Here is a 19,586-nt window from a genome sequence, read left to right as displayed (position 1 = left end):
GCCGACCCCGCCGTAGCGGCGGCTGCCGCGGCTGCGGCGGCCGCAGCGGCCGCGGCCCTGTCCGCCGAGCCCGGCACGGCCGTCGGGGTGGCGGCCACCGATCCGCTCGGCCCGGTGCTGGTCGACGCCCAGGGGCGCACGCTGTACGTCTTCGAGGGCGACACCTCGACGGCCTCCACCTGCTACGACGACTGCGCCGCCGCGCTCCCCCCGCTGACCACCAAGGGTCTGCCGGTGGCCGGTCCGGGCGCGGACGAGGGGCTGCTCGGCACCACGGTGCGGACCGACGGCACGGTCCAGGTCCTCTACAACGGGCGGCCGCTCTACCTGTGCGCCGCGGACACGGCCGCCGGGGAGTCGTTCGGCCAGGAGCAGTCGCGGTTCGGCTCGTACTGGTACGCCGCGGACGCCTCCGGGCACTCCGTGAAGGTGTCCGCGGCCCCGGCGGATCCCACCCACTGAGACCGGCGGACCCCCTCCTTCGGACGGCCCGCGGGCCTCACCGGCCTTCACCAGGCACTCTCTTCCGCCCCCGGCCACCCCGGTTCACCGCCTGTCCACCCGGTGCTGCAGGCCCTCAACCATCGACCGATTCCTGTATAAATCCGTGCCGACGCGGCGCGAACGACCGCCCCAGCGCCCCCGCGCGGCCCTCATGCTTATGCAGCGCCCTGCGAAGCAATACCACCCCACCCGCTTTCTCAAATAATGCTCAAATTTCCGTGACGCCTGGCCTGACCTGCGGAGACATACGGAGAGCAGTCAGTTGTGCAGCAGCCGTGAAATTGGCCATCTGAATGTAACTATTCGGCTTCGCGTCTGTTGTGCGACCGTGGTGCCGACCTAGCCTTGGGCAACTCTCAACCTCCACCTGCCATTCACCGAGAGGTTCCCCATCCCCATGGCTTCTGTCGACCAGCTCGCCCCTTCAGCCTCCCCATCGACCGGTTCACCGGGCAGCGGCCGTTCGCTGCGCCGTGAGGTCGGGCTGATCGGCCTGCTCTGGGCCTCCGTGGGCTCGATCATCGGCTCCGGCTGGCTCTACGGCGCGAAGAACGCCGTCATGGTGGCCGGCCCCGCCGCGCTCATCTCCTGGGGCATCGGCGCGGTCGCGATCGTGCTGCTGGCCTTCGTCCACGCCGAGCTCGGCGGCATGTTCCCGGTGGCGGGCGGCACCGCGCGCTACCCGCACTACGCCTTCGGCGGCCTGGCCGGCATGTCGTTCGGCTGGTTCTCCTGGCTGCAGGCCGCCACGGTCGCGCCGATCGAGGTCGAGGCCATGATCGGCTACGCCGGTCACTGGGAGTTCGCGAAGAGCTTCCTGAACGACAACGGCACCCTCACCGCCTCCGGCTTCGTGGTCGCGGTGATCCTGATGGGCGTCTTCGTCGCGGTCAACTTCCTCGGCGTGCGCGTGCTGTCGCACACCAACAGCTTCGCCACCTGGCTGAAGATCTTCGTGCCGCTGCTGGCCATCTTCACCCTCGCCGTGACCAACTTCCACGGCGGCAACTTCACCTCGCACGGCTTCGCCCCGTTCGGCACCAAGGGCATCCTGGCCGCGATCAGCACCAGCGGCATCATCTTCGCCCTGCTCGGCTTCGAGCAGGCGATCCAGCTGGCCGGTGAGAGCAAGAACCCCAAGCGCGACATCCCGCGCGCCGTGCTCGGCTCGGTCGCCATCGGCACCCTGATCTACATCCTGCTGCAGGTCGTCTTCATCGCCGCGCTGCCCGCGACCTCGTTCGCGAACGGCTGGGCCAACCTCGACTTCCCCGGCATCAGCGGCCCGTTCGCCGGCCTCGCCACCACCGTCGGCCTCGGCTGGCTGGCCTGGGTGCTGTACTTCGACGCGATCGTCTCGCCCGGCGGCACCGGCCTCATCTACACCACCTCCACCTCGCGCATCTCCTACGGCCTGAGCAAGAACGGCTACGCACCCCAGCTGTTCGAGCGGGTCGACCGCCAGGGCGTGCCGTGGTTCGGTCTGGTCATCTCCTTCCTGACCGGTGTGATCTGCTTCCTGCCCTTCCCGAGCTGGCAGGAGCTGGTCGGCTTCATCACCTCCGCCTCGGTGCTGATGTACGCGGGCGCCCCGCTGGCCTTCGGTGCGCTGCGCCGCCGCCTGCCGAACCGTGAGCGCTCGTACCGCCTGCCCGGCGGCGCGGTCATCGCCCCGCTGTCGTTCATCGTCGCCAGCATGATCATCTACTGGACCGGCTGGCACACCCTGGCCCGCCTCGGCATCGCCATCGTGCTCGGCTACGTGCTGCTCGGCAGCTACGCCGCGTACGCCACCAAGAAGGGCCTGCCGAACGCGCCGAAGCTGGACTGGCGCGCGGCCCAGTGGCTGCCCGCGTACCTGCTCGGCCTCGGGCTGATCTCCTGGCAGGGCAGCTTCGGCGACGGCCAGGGCAACCTGCCGATGTGGTGGGACATGGGCGTGGTCGCGGCCTTCGCGCTCGCCATCTACTCCTGGGCGACCCGGGTCGCACTGCCCGCCGAGCTGATCGAGCAGATGATCCAGGACGTCGAGGTGGTGGACGAGGGCGGTCACTGACCCCCGGACCCGCTACCGCGGCACCACCCCCGCAGGACCCAGCGGTACCCGCTGGTGCCCAGTAGCACCCCGCAGGACCCAGCGCGCAGCCCGGCCGGTACCCACCGGCCGGGCTGCGCCGCATTCACGACGCGTCCGTAACGGACATGGCGGCCGGGGCGGCCGGGGTCTGCGGTTGCCGGACCCGGCGCACGGTGGTTCGGTCGAACCGGTCGCAGCGCAGCGCGCGCGACGCCGAAGGTACGTCCCGGTACCGCTAGGAGGCCTCACCGCCATGTCCGATGCACCACGCGCCCAGCACCCCGTCCAGCCCACCACCAACAACGCCGGGGTCCCGGTCGAGAGCGACGCGGATTCGCTGACCGCGGGCCCGGTCGGCCCGATCCTGCTGCACGACCACTACCTGATCGAGAAGATGGCCCAGTTCAACCGGGAGCGGGTGCCCGAGCGGGTGGTGCACGCCAAGGGCGGCGGCGCGTACGGCGTCTTCCGGGTGACCCAGGACGTGAGCCGGTTCACCAGGGCCGACCTGTTCCAGCCCGGCAAGGAGACCGAGATGCTGGCCCGGTTCTCCACCGTGGCCGGTGAGCTCGGCACCCCCGACAGCTGGCGCGACCCGCGCGGTTTCGCGCTGAAGTTCTACACCGAGCAGGGCAACTACGACCTGGTCGGCAACAACACCCCGGTCTTCTTCGTCCGGGACCCGATCAAGTTCCAGGACTTCATCCGCTCGCAGAAGCGCCGCCCCGACACCCACCTGCGCGACCACGACATGCAGTGGGACTTCTGGACGCTCTCCCCGGAGTCGGCCCACATGGTCACCTGGCTGATGGGCGACCGCGGCATCCCGAAGTCCTGGCGCCACATGAACGGGTACGGCTCGCACACCTACCAGTGGGTCAATGCGGACGGCGAGCGCTTCTGGGTCAAGTACCACTTCAAGACCGACCAGGGCATCGAGTTCCTGACCCAGGACGCCGCCGACCGGCTGGCCGGCGAGGACCCGGACGCCCACCTGCGCGACCTCCACGACGCGATCGAGAACGGCGACCACCCGTCGTGGACGCTGTACGTCCAGGTGATGCCGTTCGACGACGCGTGGACGTACCGGTTCAACCCGTTCGACCTGACCAAGGTGTGGCCGCACGCCGACCATCCGCTGCACGAGGTCGGCCGGATGACGCTCGACCGCAACCCGGACAACTACCACGTCCACATCGAGCAGGCCGCATTCGAGCCGTCGAACCTGGTGCCCGGCATCGGGGTCTCGCCGGACAAGATGCTGCTCGGCCGGATCTTCTCCTACCCGGACACCCACCGGTACCGGATCGGCCCCAACTACGCCCAGCTGCCGCCCAACCGGGCGCACGTGCCGGTGCACTCGTACGCCAAGGACGGGCCGATGCGCTTCGACGCGTCCCGGGCCACCACGCCGTACGCGCCCAACTCGTACGGCGGGCCGGCCGCGCAGCCCGAGCTGTGGGGCGCGCCGATGGGCTGGGACGTGGCGGGGCGGATGGTCCGCGAGGCGTACCCGCTGCACGCCGAGGACGACGACTGGGGCCAGGCGGGCACCATGGTGCGCGAGGTGCTGGACGACGCCGCGCGCGAGCGGCTGGTGTCGAACATCGCCGGGCACCTGCTGAAGGGGGTCTCCGCGCCGGTCCTGGAGCGGGCCGTCACGTACTGGCGCAACGTGGACAAGGACCTCGGCGACCGGGTCGCCGCGAAGGTCGCCGGGCGCTAGCCGCCGGCAGGTACGCAGCCGCCCCGGGCCGGACGGTCCGGGGCGGCTGCGGCGTCCGCGCGGCGGGGGCCGGGGCGGGCCCGGCGGTCGCAGCCGTTGACAAGGCGGACACCTCGCGGGGATTCTAAGCAAGCGCTTAGTCATACCGTCCTGTCGTCGTCCCCACCCAGGCGAGGAGCCCATGAGCGACGCCCCCGCAGCCCTTCCCGGCCTCGATCTCGACCGTCTCCGCGCCCGCATCGACCGTGACCTGCCCGGTCTGCTGGCCGGTCCGCTGCACGCCCGGCTGTTCGAGGGCGGCAAGTCGAACCTGACCTACCTGCTGGAGGACGGCACCGGCCGCTGGGTGCTGCGGCGGCCGCCGCTCGGGCACGTCCTGGCCACCGCACACGACATGGCCCGCGAGTTCCGGGTGCTGACCGCCCTGCACCCGACCGGGGTGCCGGTGCCGCGGCCGCTGCTGCTGATCGAGGACCCGGAGGTGACCGGGGCGCCGTGCTACCTGATGGAGTGCGCGCCGGGCACCGTCTACCGGGACACCGAGCAGTTCGAGGGCCTCGGCGAGGAGCGGGTGCACGCCCTCGGGCTGCGCCTGGTGGACACCTTGGTCGACCTGCACGCGCTCGACCCGCAGGCCGTCGGGCTGGGCGGCTTCGGTCGGCCGGAGGGCTTCCTGGAGCGGCAACTGGTCCGCTGGGGCAAGCAGTTGGCGGCCTCCCGCAGCCGGGAGGTGGCCGGCATCGACGAGTTGCAGGCGCAGCTCGCCGCCGCGCTCCCGTTCTCCCCCGCGCCCGCGCTGGTGCACGGCGACTACCGGTTGGACAACGTGCTGGTCGACGCCGACGACCGGATCACCGCGGTGCTGGACTGGGAGATGTCCACCGTCGGCGATCCGCTGACCGACCTCGGGCTGCTGGTGATGTACATCGAGCTGGCCCGGCGCTTCGACGGCGTCCTGCCCGGCGCGGTGCTCGCCCCCGGGTTCCCCGCCACCGCCGACCTGGTCGCCCGGTACGCCGAGCGCTCGGGGCGGGACGTGGCGGCGCTCGGCTGGTATGTCGGCTTCGCCTCGTTCAAGCTGGCCGTCGTGCTGGAGGGCATCCACTACCGGTGGACCAAGGGCGGCACGGTCGGCCCCGGCTTCGACCGGGTCGGTGAACTGGTACCCGCCTTCGTACAGTTCGGTCTCGCCTCGCTGGACCGGCCGACCAACAAGGAGCACTGACGGTGGACTTCTCCTACGACGCCCGCACCGAGGAGCTGCGCGGCCGGCTGCTCGCCTTCATGGACGAGGCGGTGTACCCGGCGGAGCCGGTGCTCACCGCCCAACTCGCCGACCCCGCACGGGAGCCGTGGACCGTCCCGCCGGTCGTCGGCGAGCTGCAGACGGCGGCCCGGGCGCGCGGCCTGTGGAACCTCTTCCTGCCGGGCGAGCACGGCGCGGGCCTGACCAACCTCCAGTACGCGCCGCTGGCCGAGATCACCGGCCGGTCGATCCTGCTGGCGCCCGCCGCGCTGAACTGCGCGGCCCCGGACACCGGGAACATGGAGCTGCTGGCCGAGTTCGGCGACGAGGCGCAGCGCAAGCAGTGGCTGGAGCCGCTGCTCGCGGGTGAGATCAGGTCGGCGTTCGCGATGACCGAGCCGGAGGTGGCCTCCTCGGACGCCACCAACATCACCACCCGGATCGAGCGGGACGGCGACCGGTACGTGGTCAACGGCCGCAAGTTCTACATCACCGGGGCGATGAACCCGAACTGCCGGATCTTCATCGTGATGGGCAAGACCGATCCCGCCGGGGACCCGCGCCGGCAGCAGAGCATGATCCTGGTGCCGCGCGACACCCCCGGGGTGACGGTGCGGCGCGGGATGACGGTGTTCGGGTACGGGGACGAGGACCACGGCGGGCACGCCGAGGTGCTGTTCGAGGACGTCCGGGTGCCGGTGGGGAACCTGATCGGTGCGGAGGGCTCCGGGTTCGCCATCGCGCAGGCGCGGCTCGGGCCGGGCCGGATCCACCACTGCATGCGGGCGATCGGGGTGGCCGAGCGGGCGCTGGAGCTGATGTGCGACCGGGCCCTGTCCCGGGTCGCGTTCGGCCGGCCGCTGGCCGAGCAGGGCGTGGTTCAGGAGTGGATCGCGGAGTCCCGGGTGCGGATCGAGCAGGCCCGGCTGCTGGTGCTGAAGACCGCCTGGCTGATGGACACCGTCGGCAACCGGGGTGCGCACACCGAGATCCAGGCCATCAAGATCGCCGTGCCGTCGGCGGTGGAGTGGATCCTCGACAAGGCCGTCCAGGCGCACGGTGCGGCCGGGGTCGGCCAGGACACCCCGCTGGCACAGCTGTGGGCCGGGATCCGGACCCTGCGGCTGGCGGACGGTCCGGACGAGGTGCACCGGCGGTCGCTGGCCCGGCGCGAACTGAAGCGCCGCCAGGGCGGGGAGGTCTGACATGCGATCACCGGAGGCAGCGGTGTCCGACGCGGAGCCGGAGGTCCGTGAGCGCCTGCGCGGGCTGCTCGACGCGTACGACCCGGCCGGCACTGCGCGGGAGGACTTCCTGCGGGCCAGGTTCGACGCCGGCCTGGCCTGGGTGCACTTCCCGCCCGGGCTCGGCGGGCTCGGTGCGCCGCGCGCCCTGCAGGCCCTGGTGGAGAGCGAGTTGGCGGCCGCCGGGGCGCCGGACAACGATCCGCGGCGGATCGGCATCGGCCTCGGCATGGCCGCGCCGACCATCCTGCGGTACGGCACCGAGGAGCAGAAGCAGCGGTTCCTGCGGCCGCTGTGGACCGGGGAGGAGGTGTGGTGCCAGCTGTTCAGCGAGCCGGGCGCCGGATCCGACCTGGCGGCGCTGGCCACCCGCGCGGTCCGCGACGGCGACGGCTGGCGGGTGGACGGCCAGAAGGTGTGGACCTCCGGTGCGCACACCGCCCGCTGGGCGATCCTGATCGCCCGCACCGACCCCGGCGTACCCAAGCACCAGGGCATCACCTACTTCGTCTGCGACATGACCGACCCGGGGGTGGAGGTCCGCCCGCTGCGGCAGATCACCGGGGAGGCCGAGTTCAACGAGGTGTTCCTGACCGGCGTGCGGATCCCCGACGCGCACCGCCTCGGCGGCGTCGGCGAGGGCTGGCAGGTCGCACAGACGACGCTCAACAACGAGCGGGTGGCGATCGGCGGGCAGGCGATGCCGCGCGAGGGCGGCCTGACCGGCATCGTCGCGGCCACCTGGCGGGAGCGGCCCGAGCTGCGCACCCACGAGCTGCACCAGCGGCTGCTGAAGCTCTGGGTGGACGCCGAGGTGACGCGGCTGGCGGGTGAGCGGCTGCGGCAGCAGCTGGCGGTCGGCCAGCCCGGGCCGGAGGGGGCGGCGATGAAGCTCGCCTTCGCCCGGCTCGCCCAGGAGTTGAGCGGTCTGGAGGTGGAACTGCTCGGCGAGGAGGGCCTCGGATACGACGACTGGACGCTGCGCCGCCCGGAGCTGGTCGACTTCAACGGCCGTGAGGCCGGCTACCGGTACCTGCGGGCCAAGGGGAACTCGATCGAGGGCGGCACCTCGGAGATCCTCCGCAACATCATCGCCGAGCGGGTGCTGGGCCTGCCGGGCGAGCCGCGCACCGACAAGGACCTGCCCTGGAAGGAGCTGCCGCGATGAGCGCACCCGATCTGCTCCACTCCGAGATCGAGGAGGAACTGCGGGCCAGCGTCCGGGCGTTGCTCACCGACCGGTGCCCGCCGTCGGCGGTGCTGGAGCGCTGCGAGGGGCCCCGGCCGTACGACCCGGCGCTGTGGCGTGCCCTGGCCGACGAGCTAGGGGTGGCGGGGCTGCACGTGCCCGAGGAGTACGGCGGCGCGGGTGCGAGCCTGCGGGAGAGCGCCGTGGTGCTGGAGGAGCTGGGGCGGCGGGTGGCGCCGGTGCCGTTCCTGGGCAGTGCGGTGCTGGCGGGGGTGCTGCTGCTGGCGGCCTGTCCGCAGGACGCGCTGCTGCCGCAGGTCGCGGGCGGTGCGCTGACCGCGACCGTCGCCGTGCCGCTGTCGACCGCGCCGGGGGCCGGGTTCCCGGCGGCTGTGACCGCCGGTGCGGGTGCCACGCTGAGCGGCCGGGTCACCTCGGTGGCCGACGCGCTGGACGCCGGGCTGCTGCTGGTCCCGGCGGTGGGGCCGGACGGCCCCGCGCTGTACGCGGTCGAGGCGGGCGCGGCCGGTCTGGGGGTGGTCCGGCGGACCTCGCTGGACCTGACCAGGCCGCTCGCGGACGTCACCCTGCACGAGGTGCCCGGGCGCCGGCTGGCCGTCGGCGAGGTGGCCGAACGGGCCCTCGGGCAGGCCCTGTTGACGGCTGCCGGGCTGCTGGCCTCGGAGCAGCTCGGGGTGGCCGAGTGGTGTCTGGCGGCCACGGTGGAGTACCTGAAGGAGCGCCGGCAGTTCGCGCGCCGGCTGGGGTCGTTCCAGGCGCTGAAGCACCGGCTGGCCGATCTGTGGCTGGAGACGGTCGGGGCGCGTGCGGCGGCCCGGTACGCGGCGGACACCCTGGCGCGCGGCGGCCCGGACGCCGAGGTCGCGGTGGCGCTCGCGCAGGCGCACTGCGCGGCGGTGGCGGTGCGGGCGGCCGAGGAGTGCGTCCAGTTGCACGGCGGGATCGGGATGACCTGGGAGCACCCGGCGCACCTGTACCTCAAGCGCGCCAAGGCGGACCAGATCGCCCTGGGCACGCCCGGGCACCACCGGGCGGCGCTGGCCCGGCTGGTGGACCTGCCGGGGCCGGTCGGCTGACGGCGGCGCCGGAAGCACCGAGGGGGCGGGCGCCAGCTGGCGCCCGCCCCCTCTGGGCTACGGCTGAACCGTGATCCGTCCGGTGCTCAGGCCGTCGGCGACCCGCTGGACGCCCTCGGCGGCGCGCTCCAGCGGCAGCCGCTCGCTGACCAGCGGGCGGACCACCCCCTTGGCGGCGAGTTCGGTGAGCTCGCGGTGGGCGTGCCGGACGGCCTGCGGGTCGTGGGTGTTGTAGAGGCCCCAGTGCAGGCCGAGCAGCGAGTAGTTCTTCACCAGGGCGTGGCCGAGGCTCGGCGCGGGGATGGTGCCGCCGGCGAAGCCGACCACGACGATCCGGCCCTCGAAGGCGACGCACTTGGTGGAGCCGGTGTAGGCGTCGCCGCCGACCGGGTCGAAGACCACGTCGGCCCCGCGGCCGCCGGTGGCCTCCTTGACCGCGGCGACGAAGTCCCGTTCGTGCCGGTCGATCACCAGGTCCGCGCCCAGTTCCCGGGCCACGGCGGCCTTCGCCGCGCCGCCGACGACACCGATCACCCTCGCCCCGGCGGCCTTGCCGAGCTGGACGGCGGCGCTGCCGACGCCGCCCGCCGCGGCGTGCACCAGCAGCGTCTCGCCGGCGGCCAGGGCGGCCCGCCGGTGCAGCCCGAACCAGGCGGTCTGGTAGCCGATGTGCAGGGCGGCGGCCTCGGCGTCGTCCAGCGCCTCGGGCGCGGGGAGGACCGCGGCGGCATCCATCAGCGCGTACTCGGCGAACGCCCCGGCGGGCAGCAGCGCGGTGCCGATCACCCGGGTGCCCGCGTACGGGCCTTCGGCGGGCTCGCCGCAGAGTTCGACGCCCGGCGTGAACGGCAGCGGCGGGCGGACCTGGTACTGGCCGCGGCACATCAGCGCGTCGGGGAAGTTGACGGCGGCGGCCCGGACCCGGACCAGCAGCTGTCCCTCGGCGGGCACCGGCCGGGGTATGCCGTCGGCGATCCGCATCACCTCGGCGGGCTCACCGAGTCCGCCGACCTGCCAGGCCTTCACGAGTGGCTCCCTTCGGGGGTGCGGACGGCGGCCGGGCCCTGTTCGAGGCCCTGCTGGAGGCGGTTCATGCCGTTCAGCCAGCGGTCCGGGGTGGTGGCGCGGGCGGCGTAGTAGTCGGCCACCTCGGCGTGCGGGAGGATCAGGAACTCCTCGGCCTCGACGGCCCGCAGCACCTCGGCGGCGACGGCGGCGGGCTCGATCGCGTCCGCGCCGAGCAGGGCCTCGCCGATCGCGCCGGTCGAGGTCAGCATGTCGGTGCGCACGCCCTGCGGGCACAGCGCGTGCACCCGCACCCCGCGGTGCCGGTAGGTGGCGGACAGCCACTCGGCGAAGGCCAGCGCGCCGTGCTTGCTGACCGCGTACGGGGCCGAGCCGAGCATGGTGAGCAGCCCGGCGGCCGACACGGTGGACAGGAACCGGCCCTCGCCGCGCTCCAGCCACTCGGGCAGCAGCTGCTCGGCGGCCCGGACGTGGGCCATCACATTCACCTCCCAGGCCTGGGCCCAGAGCTCGGGGGCGGCGTCGGCCCCGCCCTGCGGGGCGACGCCGGCGTTGGCGCAGTACAGGTCGACGCGGCCGTACGCGCTGCGGGCGGCGGCGAGCAGCGCGGCGATGCCGTCGGCGGTGGCGGCGTCGCCGGGGGCGGCGAGCGCGCCGAGGCGGGCCGCGACCTGTTCGGCCGCGTCGGTGTCGAGGTCGTTGACCACGACCCGGGCGCCCTCGGCGGCGAAGGCGGTGGCGAGGGCGGCGCCGATGCCGCGGCCGGCGCCGGTGACGACGACGGTGCGCCCGTCGTGGGCGCTCACAGTCCGCCGCCCAGCGTCACGCCGCCGTCGACGACCAGGGTCTGGCCGGTGATCCAGGCGGCGTCCGCGGAGAGCAGGAAGGCGACGGCCCCGGCGACGTCCTCGGGGACGCCGAGCCGGCCGAGCGGGTAGGCCCGGATCACCTTCTCCTCGCGGCCTTCGTACAGGGCCTCGGCGAACTTGGTCTTGACGATCGCGGGGGCGACCGCGTTGACCCGGATGTCGGGGCCGAGGTCGGCGGCGAGTTCGACGGTGAGCCGCATCAGGGCGGCCTTGCTGACGCCGTACATGCCGATGCCCTTGGAGGCGCGGATGCCCGCGATGGAGGCGACGTTGACGACGGCGCCGCCGTGCTCGCCCATCCAGGCGGCGTGGGCGAGGCGGGTCCAGGCCAGCGGGGCCAGCACGTTGACCGCCATGATCTTGGCGGCGGCGGCCGGGTCGGTGTCCAGCACCGGGCCGTAGACCGGGTTGACGCCGGTGTTGTTGACCAGCAGGTCGAGCCGGCCGAAGGTCTCCATGGTGCGGGTGACGGCCTCCTCCTGGTGGGCCGGGTCGTCGGACTTGCCGGCCACCGCGAGGGCGTGGTCGGCGCCGCCGAGGTCGCGGACCGCGTCGTCGAGCGGCTCGGCGCTGCGGGCGGTGATGCAGACCTTGGCGCCGCGCTGGACGAGCTCGCGGGCGATGCCGAGGCCGATGCCCCGGCTGGCTCCGGTGACCACGGCCACCTGGCCCTTGAGGGAGGAGGTCATCGCCGTACCTTTCGATGGGGTGACTAAGCGCTTGCTCAGCATCTTGGGGGCGGGCCACACTGTCAACAGGCCGAGCCGCCCGGCCCGTGATCCCTCTGCGAGGATTGGTCCTATGAACGAACTGGCGACCGCCGGCCTGTGGCCCGGAGAGGCGACCGAGGCCCCCCGGCGCCTGCTGCTCGCGGCGGTGGAGTCCTTCGCCCGGCGCGGGTACCACGCCACCACCACCCGCGACATCGCGACGGCCGCCGGGATGAGCCCGGCGGCGCTCTACATCCACTACCCGTCCAAGGCGGCGCTGCTCGCCGAGATCAGCCGCACCGGGCATCAGGCCACCTTCGACCTGGTCGAGCGGGCCGAGGCGGCGAGCGGCGACCCGGTGGAGCAGATGCGGCGCCTGGTGGAGGACTTCACGGTCTGGCACGCCCGCGGCCACACGGTCGGCCGGATCGTCAACAACGAGCTGCATGCACTGCCCGAGGAGACCTTCGCGGCCGTGGCGGAGCTGCGGATCCGGATCGAGGAAACGGTTCGGCGGATCATCGGGCGGGGGGTGGCCGCGGGCGTCTTCGAGGTGCCCGACCAGCGCACCGCCGCCCGGGCGGTCACCTCGCTCGGCATCGACGTGTCCCGGTGGTACACCGAGCGCAGCACGGAGTCCCCGGAGGAGCTGGGCCGCCGGTACGCGGTGCTGGTGCTGCGGATGCTGGGTGCCGGGGCCGCGGTGTGATCCGGGTCTCCTCGCCGGTACGGTGATCCGATGATGTTCCACGCCATCGCGGTCGCACCTGACGTCCAGCTGCGACCGGTTGCCGAGGACGACTCGGCCGCCCTGCTCCGCGCCTTCCTGCGCAACCGCGAGCACCTGCGCCGCTGGGACCCCCGGCGGGACGAGGAGTTCTTCACCCCGGCCGGGCAGGCGGCCCGGCTGCGGGACCAGCTGGAGCAGCGCGAGGCCGGCCGCCAGTACCCGTACGTGCTCACCCACGCCGAGGAGATCATCGGCGCGGTGACCCTCTCCAACGTGGTGCGCGGCCCGCTGCACAGCGCCAACCTCGGCTACTGGATCGACGCCGGCCACGTCGGGCGCGGCCTGGCCGGCGCCGCCGTGACGCTGGTGGCCCGGGCCGCCGACCAGCAGCACGGGCTGCACCGGCTGGAGGCCGGCGCGGCCACCGACAACCCCGGCTCCCAGCGGGTGCTGGTCAAGAGCGGGTTCCAGGTGATCGGCACCGCGCCGAAGTTCCTGCTGATCGACGGCGAGTGGCGGGACCACGTGCTGTTCCAGAAGATCCTGAACGACCGTCACCCCGGCTGAGCCGGCGGCCCGTCCCGCACCTGGTCGGCCCGCCCGGCATCAACCGATCGGTTGATGCCCCTCCACCACCGCCGCCACGAACCACCGCCGGACGGTCGATGAGCCGCCCTGCCCCCGCGCGGGAAGCTCGGAGCACGGCAAGGCGCCGGGCGGACGGGGACAGCAAGGGGTGGTGGCCGTGGCGGTCATCGAGGTGGCGGGACTGCGCAAGGCCTACCGGGGGCGCGGTGTCCTGGACGGGGTCGACTTCCAGGTCGCCGAGGGCGAGATCTTCGGCCTGCTGGGCTCCAACGGGGCCGGCAAGACCACCACCGTGGAGTGCTGCGAGGGCCTGCGCCGGGCCGACGGCGGCACCGTCCGGGTGCTGGGGCTCGACCCGGTCCGCCAGGCGCACCGGCTGCGCGCCCGGATCGGCGTCCAGCTCCAGCAGGCCCAGTTGCAGGACGCACTGCGGGTCGGCGAGGCGCTGGAGCTGTACGCCTCCTTCTACCCCCGGGCCCACGACGTGGCGGACCTGGCCGCCCGCTGGGGCCTCGGCGAGCTGCGCCGTACGCCGTTCGGCAAGCTCTCGGGCGGGCAGAAGCAGCGGCTGTTCATCGCGCTCGCCCTGGTCGGCCGGCCGGAGGTGGCGTTCCTGGACGAGCTGACCACCGGTCTCGACCCGGCGGCCCGGCGGGAGACCTGGCAGCTGATCCGCCAGGTCCGCGACAGCGGCGTGACGGTGGTCCTGGTCTCGCACTTCATGGACGAGGTCGAGGCGCTGTGCGACCGCGCCGCCGTGCTGGACCGCGGCCGGATCGTGGCCGCCGGCACCCCGCAGGAGCTGATCGCCCGCGCCGGGGTGGCCGGGACCCTGAGCTTCCGGCCGACCGCCCCGCTCGACCTGGCCCTGCTCGCCGGACTGCCCGGGGTGGCCACCGTGACCGAACGGGCCGGCCGGATCGAGGTCACCGGCACCGGCGGCTACGCCGACGAGGTCACCCGGCTGCTCGCCGGCCGCGGCCTCGTCGTCACCGGCCTGCGGATCCACGAGCGCAGCCTGGACGACGCCTTCGTCGCGCTGACCGGCCGCGACCACCGCAACTGACCACCCCTCACCCACCCTTCGGAGCCCGTGATGACCAGCACCGCCAGCACCGCCAGCACCGCCGACACCGGCGCCGCCACCGCCCGTGCCCTGCGCCGCCTGGCCGCCGTCGAGACCCGGCTGTTCCTGCGCGACCCCGCCACCGCGTTCTTCGGCCTCGCCTTCCCGGTGCTGCTGATGGGCGTGCTCGGCTCGATCCCCGCCCTGCGCGAACGCTCCGCCGACCTGCACGGTATGAGCACCCTCCAGCTGTACGCCCCGATCATGGCGGTGTTCAGCGTGCTGACCCTGGCCATGAACGGCCTGCCGCCGGTGCTGGCCGGCTACCGCGAACGCGGGGTGCTGCGCCGGCTGTCGGCGAGCCCGGTCCGTCCGGTGCTGGTGCTCGGCGCGCTGCTCCCCCTCTACCTGGCGGTCTCGGTGGTCTCGCTGCTGCTGGTCGGCGCGGCCGGCCTGGCCTTCGGGGTGCCGCTGCCGCGGCAGCTGCCCGGGTTCCTGCTGGCCTTCGCCCTCACCGTGGCGGCACTGTTCGCGCTCGGGCTGCTGGTCGCGGCCGTGGCGCCGTCCGCGAAGGCGGGCAACGCGATCGGGGCGATGCTGCTCTTCCCGCTGATGTTCTTCTCCGGCATCTGGATCCCCCGCGCGTTCACCCCCGGGCTGCTCAGCCGGATCGGCGACCTCACCCCGAGCGGCGCCGCCGTCCAGGCCCTCCAGGACACCTGGAACGGACACCTTCCGCAGGGCGTGCACCTGGTCACACTGGCGGTGTTCGCGCTCGTCGCGGGCGCCGGCGCTGCGAAGCTGTTCCGGTGGGAGTGATCACTGCGCCGGCCGGGCCGGACCCGTCCACGGCCGACCCCGCGGGGGAGGCCGTGCTCGGCATGTGGCAGCGCCGGCTCGACCGGGCGCTCACGCCGCTCGCGTACGTCGCGCTGCTGGTCTCGCTGGCGTTGGCGCTGATCGTGCCGGTACCCACCGCCCGCCCGGCGGCGGTGACCCTGGCGGCCGCCGGCGCCGCCGCCCTGTGGCTGCTGGTCCGGGCGGCGCTCGACCGGCTGCCGCCGGGCCGCCGCCGCGGCTGGCACGGGCCCGCGCACTTCACCGTACTGGTCGCGCTGACCGTGCTGCTGGTGCTCTGCAACCCCTACTTCGGCTTCTTCGCCTTCTCCGGCTACCTGCACGCCGTGCACCACCTGCCGGCCGGCCGGCCCCGGATCGCGGGCGTGCTGGTGGCCGCCCTGCCCGGCTCGCTGGCCCAGGTCGGTGGCGTACTCCCGGGCACCTGGCGAGAGTTCGGCAGCCTGCTGGCGGTGCTGTCGTTCAACCTGGTGGTGGCCGGGGTGATCGTCGCACTGAACGGCGTGACCGACCGGCTGAGCCTGAGCCGCAAGGCCGCCAACGCCGAACTCGCCGACGCCAACCGGCGGCTGACCGCCCTGCTGGCCGAGAACGCCGGCCTGCAGGCCCAACTGCTCACCCAGGCGCGGGAGGCCGGGATCACCGAGGAACGGCAGCGGCTGGCCCGTGAACTCCACGACACCGTCGCCCAGGGACTGGCCGGCATCGTCACCCAGCTGCAGGCCGCCGACGGCGCTCGCGAACAGGGCGCCGACCCCGCACTGGTCGGCCACCACCTGGACAGCGCCGCCCGGCTCGCCCGGGAGAGCCTCGACCAGGCCCGGCGGGCCGTCCACGCCCTGCGCCCGCAGGAGTTGGAGCGGGCCGAGCTGCCGGAGGCACTCGCCGAGGCCGTCGACCGGTGGCGCCGCCGCAGCACCCCGACCGTGGCACTGACCGTCACCGGCGACCCCCGCCCGCTGCACCCGCAGGTCGAGGTGACGCTGCTGCGCGCCACCCAGGAGTCGCTGGCCAACGTGGCCAGGCACGCGGACGCCACCCGGGTCGGGGTCACCCTCTCGTACCTGCCCGGCCAGATCACCCTGGACGTGCGCGACGACGGCCGCGGCCTCGACCCGGCCCGTGCCGCCGCGTCCCGCGCCGAGGGCGGCGGATTCGGGCTCACCGCGATGCGGCGGCGCGCCCAGGACCTCGGCGGACACGTCGAGTTGGAGACGGAACCCGGTCTCGGCACCACCGTGTCGGTGACCGTTCCGGAGCCCGGCAGGGGGAACGGATGACAGGGATGCCGATCGACGCGGACCGGCCGATCAGGCTGCTCATCGTGGACGACCACCCGGTGGTCAGGGACGGCCTGCGCGGCATGTTCGCCGCCGCGCCCGGCTTCGAGGTGGCCGGCGAGGCCGCGGACGGCGCCGAGGCGCTGGTGCTGGCCGAGGCACTGCGCCCGGACGTGGTGCTGATGGACCTGCGGATGCCCCGGATGGACGGTGTCACGGCGATCCGCGCGATGGCCGAGCGCGGCCTGACCGCCCGGGTGCTGGTGCTCACCACCTACGACACCGACGGTGACGTGCTGCCCGCGGTGCGGGCCGGGGCGACCGGGTACCTGCTCAAGGACGCGGCCCGGGAGGAGCTGTTCCACGCCGTCCGGTCGGCGGCGCGCGGCGCCTCGGTGATCTCGCCGACGGTGGCCGCCAAGCTGCTCGGCCAGGTCCGCGCACCCGCGCCCGAGGTGCTCAGCGCCCGGGAACTGGAGGTGCTGCAGCTGGTCGCGGGCGGCGCGACCAACCGGGACGCGGCCGCCCGGCTGTTCATCAGCGAGGCCACCGTCAAGACCCACCTGCTGCACGTCTACGCCAAGTTGGAGGTCAAGGACCGGGCCTCGGCGGTGGCGGCCGGCTACGAGCTGGGACTGCTGGTGCCCGGCGGCGGCCGGCCCCGCTGACCGGGCCACCGCCCACGGGCACCCGCAATTCATTGGCCCACGAACGGGCCGGGTGCGAGGATCGCCCCATGGAGCGAGACTTCGACGACCTGGTGGCCGAGGCCGAAGCGGTGTCCGTGGCCGGCTGGGACTTCTCCTGGCTGGACGGTCGGGCCACCGAGCAGCGCCCGTCCTGGGGCTACCAGCGGCTGATGGGCGAGCGGATGGCCCTGGCCGCGGCCGCGCTGGACATCCAGACCGGCGGCGGCGAGGTGCTGGCGGGTACGCCGAAGCTGCCGCCGATCACGGTGGCCACCGAGTCCTGGCCGCCGAACGTCGCGAAGGCCACCGCCCTGCTGCACCCGCTCGGCGCCGTGGTCGTCGCCGACCCGGACGAGCCGCCGCTGCCGTTCGCCGACGCCGCCTTCGACCTGGTGGTGAGCCGGCACCCGGTGACGGTGTGGTGGCAGGAGATCGCCCGGGTGCTCCGGCCGGGCGGCTGCTACCTGTCCCAACAGGTCGGCCCGTCCAGCGTGTTCGAGCTGGTGGAGTTCTTCCTCGGCCCGCAGCCGGCCGAGGTGCGCCGCGGCCGGCACCCCGACGACGCCAGGGCGGCGGCCGAGGCGGCCGGGCTGGAGGTGGTGGACCTGCGGTTCGAGTCGCTGCGCACGGAGTTCCACGACATCGGCGCGGTGGTGTACTTCCTGCGGAAGGTGATCTGGATGGTGCCGGGCTTCACCGTGGAGCAGTACCGCGAGCGGCTGCGGGAGCTGGATGCGCGGATCCGGGCCGAGGGACCGTTCCTGGCCCACACCACCCGGTTCCTGATCGAGGCCCGCAAGCCACTCTGACCACTCGGCCCGGCCTCCTCCCGCCGCCCACCTTCTTAGGTTAGGCTCACCTAAGAGACGAGGAGGACGGATGCCCCACGCCGAAAACCGGCCAGCCCGCGTCGCCGACCGGCCCGCGCCCCGGCGCACCGCGCCCACCGCCGCCGAACGCGCCCGCACGATCCTGCAGTTCGCCTCCTCCGTGGTGGCCGACGTCCCCGGGATCGACCTGGTGAACCGGCCCGGCATCCCCCCGCTGGTCAGCTGCGCGGCGCTGCCCGACGGTGCGCTCGCCGTCCTGGTGGAGAGCCCCTCGCCGCTGCACCGGGTGGTGGCGCTCTCCCGCGAGGAGGAGGTCCCGGCCGAGCTGGAGGCCGTCGATGTGGCCCCGGTCGCCGTCCCCCAGCGGATCCGCGCCCGGGCCCACGCCCACGGCCGGCTGACCCTGCTGCCCGCCGGCGGGCCCGACCGGATCGAGCAGCTCTTCCCGCACCGCGGCCCGGCGGGCCACGCCCTGCTGCGCCTCGAGCTCGACCACCTGGCGGTCGAGGACCTGTGGGGCGCCGACTGCTGCATCGACCTCGGCGCCTTCGCCGTCGCCGCGCCCGACCCGATCGCGGGCGACGAGGCCTGTCTGCTCCAGCACCTGGCCGCCGCCCACCCCGACCAGCTGGCCCTGCTCGGCGCCCGCGCGCTGGCCCGGCGGACCGCCCGGCACGCCTGGCCCGGCCCGGTCGGCGCGCTCCGCGAGGTCGCACCGGTCGCCCTCGACCGCTTCGGACTGCGGGTCCGGCTGATCGGCGATCCGCAGGGCGGCCCGGAGGACACCGGACCGTCCGGCCGACTCCTCGACGCCCGCTTCGAGTTCGAGCACCCGGTCACCGTGCCGGACGAGCTGCCGGAGGCGATGCACCGGCTGTTCGCCGGGCTGCGGCACTGAGCGGCGGCGCTGCGCAAGGGCGCGGTCGGCCGACCGGCGGGAGGTCAGCCGAGCGGGCTGATCACCGAGAAGAGCCCGCCCTCCGGGTCGCTCAGCCGGGCCACCCGGCCGTACGGGGTGTCCACCGGGTCCCCGGCCACCTTGCCGCCGAGCTCGACCGCCTGACGGACCGCCTCCTCGGTGTCCCGCACCGCGAAGAACACCTCCCAGTGCGGGCCCAGCCCCTCCTCCGCCCCGCGCAGCGCGGCCACACTGCGGCCCTCCACCCTCAGCACCACCCGCTCGTGCTCGTAGCGGACCTCGAAGTGCGCCGGGTCCCGCCCGTCCCAGCGGAACACCTCGCCGTAGAAGAGCGCCGCCGCGAACGGGTCGGCGGTGCGCAGCTCGATCCAGGACGGCGTGCCGGGCTCCGCCATCCACGTCTCGTCGGCGGTCTCGCCCTCCCAGATCCCGAAGGCCGCGCCGGCCGAGTCCGAGGCCAGCACGATCCGCCCGGCGTCGAAGGCCAGCGGGCCGACCGCGACCGTGCCGCCGCGCTCGCGGACGCCGTCGGCGGACTGGTCCGCGCTCTCGGTGCCGAAGATGATCGTCCAGGCCACCGGCACGTCCCAGTCCCCGCCGATCACGCCGAGGCCGGCCACCTCGACGCCGTCGACCACGGCCCGCAGGTAGCGGCCCCAGCGGTCCGGGCCCGGCTCGAAGGTCCAGCCGAGCAGCGGCCCGTAGAACGCCTGTGCCAGGTCGAGGTCCCTGGCGGTCAGGCTGACCCAGCACGGCGCACCCGGTACGCAGCGCACCCTGACCGTCTTCTCGCCCGTCGGATCACCCATTCGCCAGCCGCTCCTTCCGGTTCCGCGGCCCGTGCGACCGCCCGCACCGGATCGGCGTCGCCGGACCGGCCCCAGCGGGTTCAGCCTAGGCCGTGTCCGGTCGCCGGGGCGGGATTGCGGCGGGGGCGG

19 protein-coding genes are annotated in these 19,586 nt (G+C 74.0%); 15 read left to right on the top strand and 4 right to left on the bottom strand.

The genetic code is table 11. The features are described 5' to 3' along the window. The 7 genes from AA75_RS06160 to AA75_RS06130 form a co-directional block, all read left to right on the top strand. Window positions 1-462, top strand: a 462-nt coding sequence (locus AA75_RS06160; protein WP_033818748.1) for a hypothetical protein, incomplete at its 5' end; no start/stop codon positions are given. A 439-nt stretch (window positions 463-901) separates the two neighbouring features. Continuing rightward, a complete protein-coding gene (locus tag AA75_RS06155; RefSeq protein ID WP_033818747.1) occupies window positions 902-2,560 on the top strand; it encodes an APC family permease in 1,659 nt (552 codons plus the stop codon). Between the two features lie 274 nt (window positions 2,561-2,834). Further along, window positions 2,835-4,307, top strand: a complete 1,473-nt coding sequence (locus AA75_RS06150; protein ID WP_033818746.1) for a catalase — start codon at window positions 2,835-2,837, stop codon at window positions 4,305-4,307. A gap of 181 nt (window positions 4,308-4,488) precedes the next feature. After that, window positions 4,489-5,532: a phosphotransferase family protein gene (locus AA75_RS06145; protein ID WP_033818745.1), complete on the top strand. Its 1,044-nt coding sequence runs from the start codon at window positions 4,489-4,491 to the stop codon at window positions 5,530-5,532. A gap of 2 nt (window positions 5,533-5,534) precedes the next feature. Continuing rightward, window positions 5,535-6,758, top strand: coding sequence for an acyl-CoA dehydrogenase family protein (locus tag AA75_RS06140; protein ID WP_033818744.1), 1,224 nt, complete (start codon window positions 5,535-5,537; stop codon window positions 6,756-6,758). 1 nt (window position 6,759) lies between these two features. Further along, the gene (locus AA75_RS06135; protein ID WP_199520273.1) at window positions 6,760-7,965 is read left to right on the top strand and encodes an acyl-CoA dehydrogenase family protein; all 1,206 of its coding nucleotides are present in this window, start codon (window positions 6,760-6,762) and stop codon (window positions 7,963-7,965) included. Beyond that, the gene (locus AA75_RS06130; RefSeq protein ID WP_033818742.1) at window positions 7,962-9,083 is read left to right on the top strand and encodes an acyl-CoA dehydrogenase family protein; all 1,122 of its coding nucleotides are present in this window, start codon (window positions 7,962-7,964) and stop codon (window positions 9,081-9,083) included. Before AA75_RS06135 ends, AA75_RS06130 begins: the two co-directional genes overlap by 4 nt. A gap of 57 nt (window positions 9,084-9,140) precedes the next feature. Here AA75_RS06130 and AA75_RS06125 read toward each other — a convergent pair whose 3' ends face one another. From AA75_RS06125 to AA75_RS06115, 3 genes are read right to left on the bottom strand one after another with little or no spacing between them, the layout of a single operon-like run. Next, window positions 9,141-10,109, bottom strand: coding sequence for an NADPH:quinone oxidoreductase family protein (locus AA75_RS06125; protein WP_033818741.1), 969 nt, complete (start codon window positions 10,107-10,109; stop codon window positions 9,141-9,143). Continuing rightward, window positions 10,106-10,915, bottom strand: a complete 810-nt coding sequence (locus AA75_RS06120; RefSeq protein WP_033818740.1) for an SDR family oxidoreductase — start codon at window positions 10,913-10,915, stop codon at window positions 10,106-10,108. The genes AA75_RS06125 and AA75_RS06120 overlap by 4 nt, the downstream gene beginning before the upstream one ends. Continuing rightward, window positions 10,912-11,667, bottom strand: a complete 756-nt coding sequence (locus AA75_RS06115; protein WP_033818739.1) for an SDR family oxidoreductase — start codon at window positions 11,665-11,667, stop codon at window positions 10,912-10,914. The genes AA75_RS06120 and AA75_RS06115 overlap by 4 nt, the downstream gene beginning before the upstream one ends. A 112-nt stretch (window positions 11,668-11,779) precedes the next feature. On the opposite strand from AA75_RS06115, the gene AA75_RS06110 reads away from it, so the two are divergent. The 8 genes from AA75_RS06110 to AA75_RS06075 all read left to right on the top strand — a co-directional run bounded on the left by AA75_RS06110 (window position 11,780) and on the right by AA75_RS06075 (window position 18,627). After that, entirely contained in the window at window positions 11,780-12,397 is a 618-nt protein-coding gene (locus AA75_RS06110; protein WP_033818738.1) for a TetR/AcrR family transcriptional regulator, read from the top strand. A 30-nt stretch (window positions 12,398-12,427) separates the two neighbouring features. Continuing rightward, on the top strand, window positions 12,428-12,985 hold the full coding sequence (locus AA75_RS06105) for a GNAT family N-acetyltransferase (protein WP_199520272.1): 558 nt from the start codon (window positions 12,428-12,430) through the stop codon (window positions 12,983-12,985). Between the two features lie 178 nt (window positions 12,986-13,163). Continuing rightward, entirely contained in the window at window positions 13,164-14,072 is a 909-nt protein-coding gene (locus AA75_RS06100; RefSeq protein WP_033818753.1) for an ABC transporter ATP-binding protein, read from the top strand. A 30-nt stretch (window positions 14,073-14,102) separates the two neighbouring features. Then, entirely contained in the window at window positions 14,103-14,891 is a 789-nt protein-coding gene (locus tag AA75_RS06095) for an ABC transporter permease (RefSeq protein WP_051811919.1), read from the top strand. Next, window positions 14,882-16,210, top strand: coding sequence for a sensor histidine kinase (locus tag AA75_RS06090; protein WP_149037971.1), 1,329 nt, complete (start codon window positions 14,882-14,884; stop codon window positions 16,208-16,210). The genes AA75_RS06095 and AA75_RS06090 overlap by 10 nt, the downstream gene beginning before the upstream one ends. Next, entirely contained in the window at window positions 16,207-16,878 is a 672-nt protein-coding gene (locus AA75_RS06085; RefSeq protein WP_199520271.1) for a response regulator transcription factor, read from the top strand. Before AA75_RS06090 ends, AA75_RS06085 begins: the two co-directional genes overlap by 4 nt. Before the next feature lie 68 nt (window positions 16,879-16,946). Continuing rightward, window positions 16,947-17,708, top strand: coding sequence for a class I SAM-dependent methyltransferase (locus AA75_RS06080; RefSeq protein ID WP_033818736.1), 762 nt, complete (start codon window positions 16,947-16,949; stop codon window positions 17,706-17,708). Between the two features lie 70 nt (window positions 17,709-17,778). Further along, complete coding sequence (locus AA75_RS06075) at window positions 17,779-18,627, top strand: hypothetical protein (RefSeq protein WP_051811917.1); 849 nt, start codon at window positions 17,779-17,781, stop codon at window positions 18,625-18,627. A 44-nt stretch (window positions 18,628-18,671) separates the two neighbouring features. Here the strand turns inward: AA75_RS06075 and AA75_RS06070 are convergent, their stop codons facing one another. Next, on the bottom strand, window positions 18,672-19,457 hold the full coding sequence (locus AA75_RS06070) for a VOC family protein (RefSeq protein ID WP_051811916.1): 786 nt from the start codon (window positions 19,455-19,457) through the stop codon (window positions 18,672-18,674). Window positions 19,458-19,586: the final 129 nt, after the last annotated feature.

The organism is Kitasatospora sp. MBT63 (assembly GCF_000710465.2).
In the GTDB taxonomy this organism is placed as follows: Bacteria; Actinomycetota; Actinomycetes; order Streptomycetales; family Streptomycetaceae; genus Kitasatospora.
The sequence above is the reverse complement of the archived record's forward strand: the minus strand, read 5'-3'. Positions and strand labels throughout refer to the sequence as shown.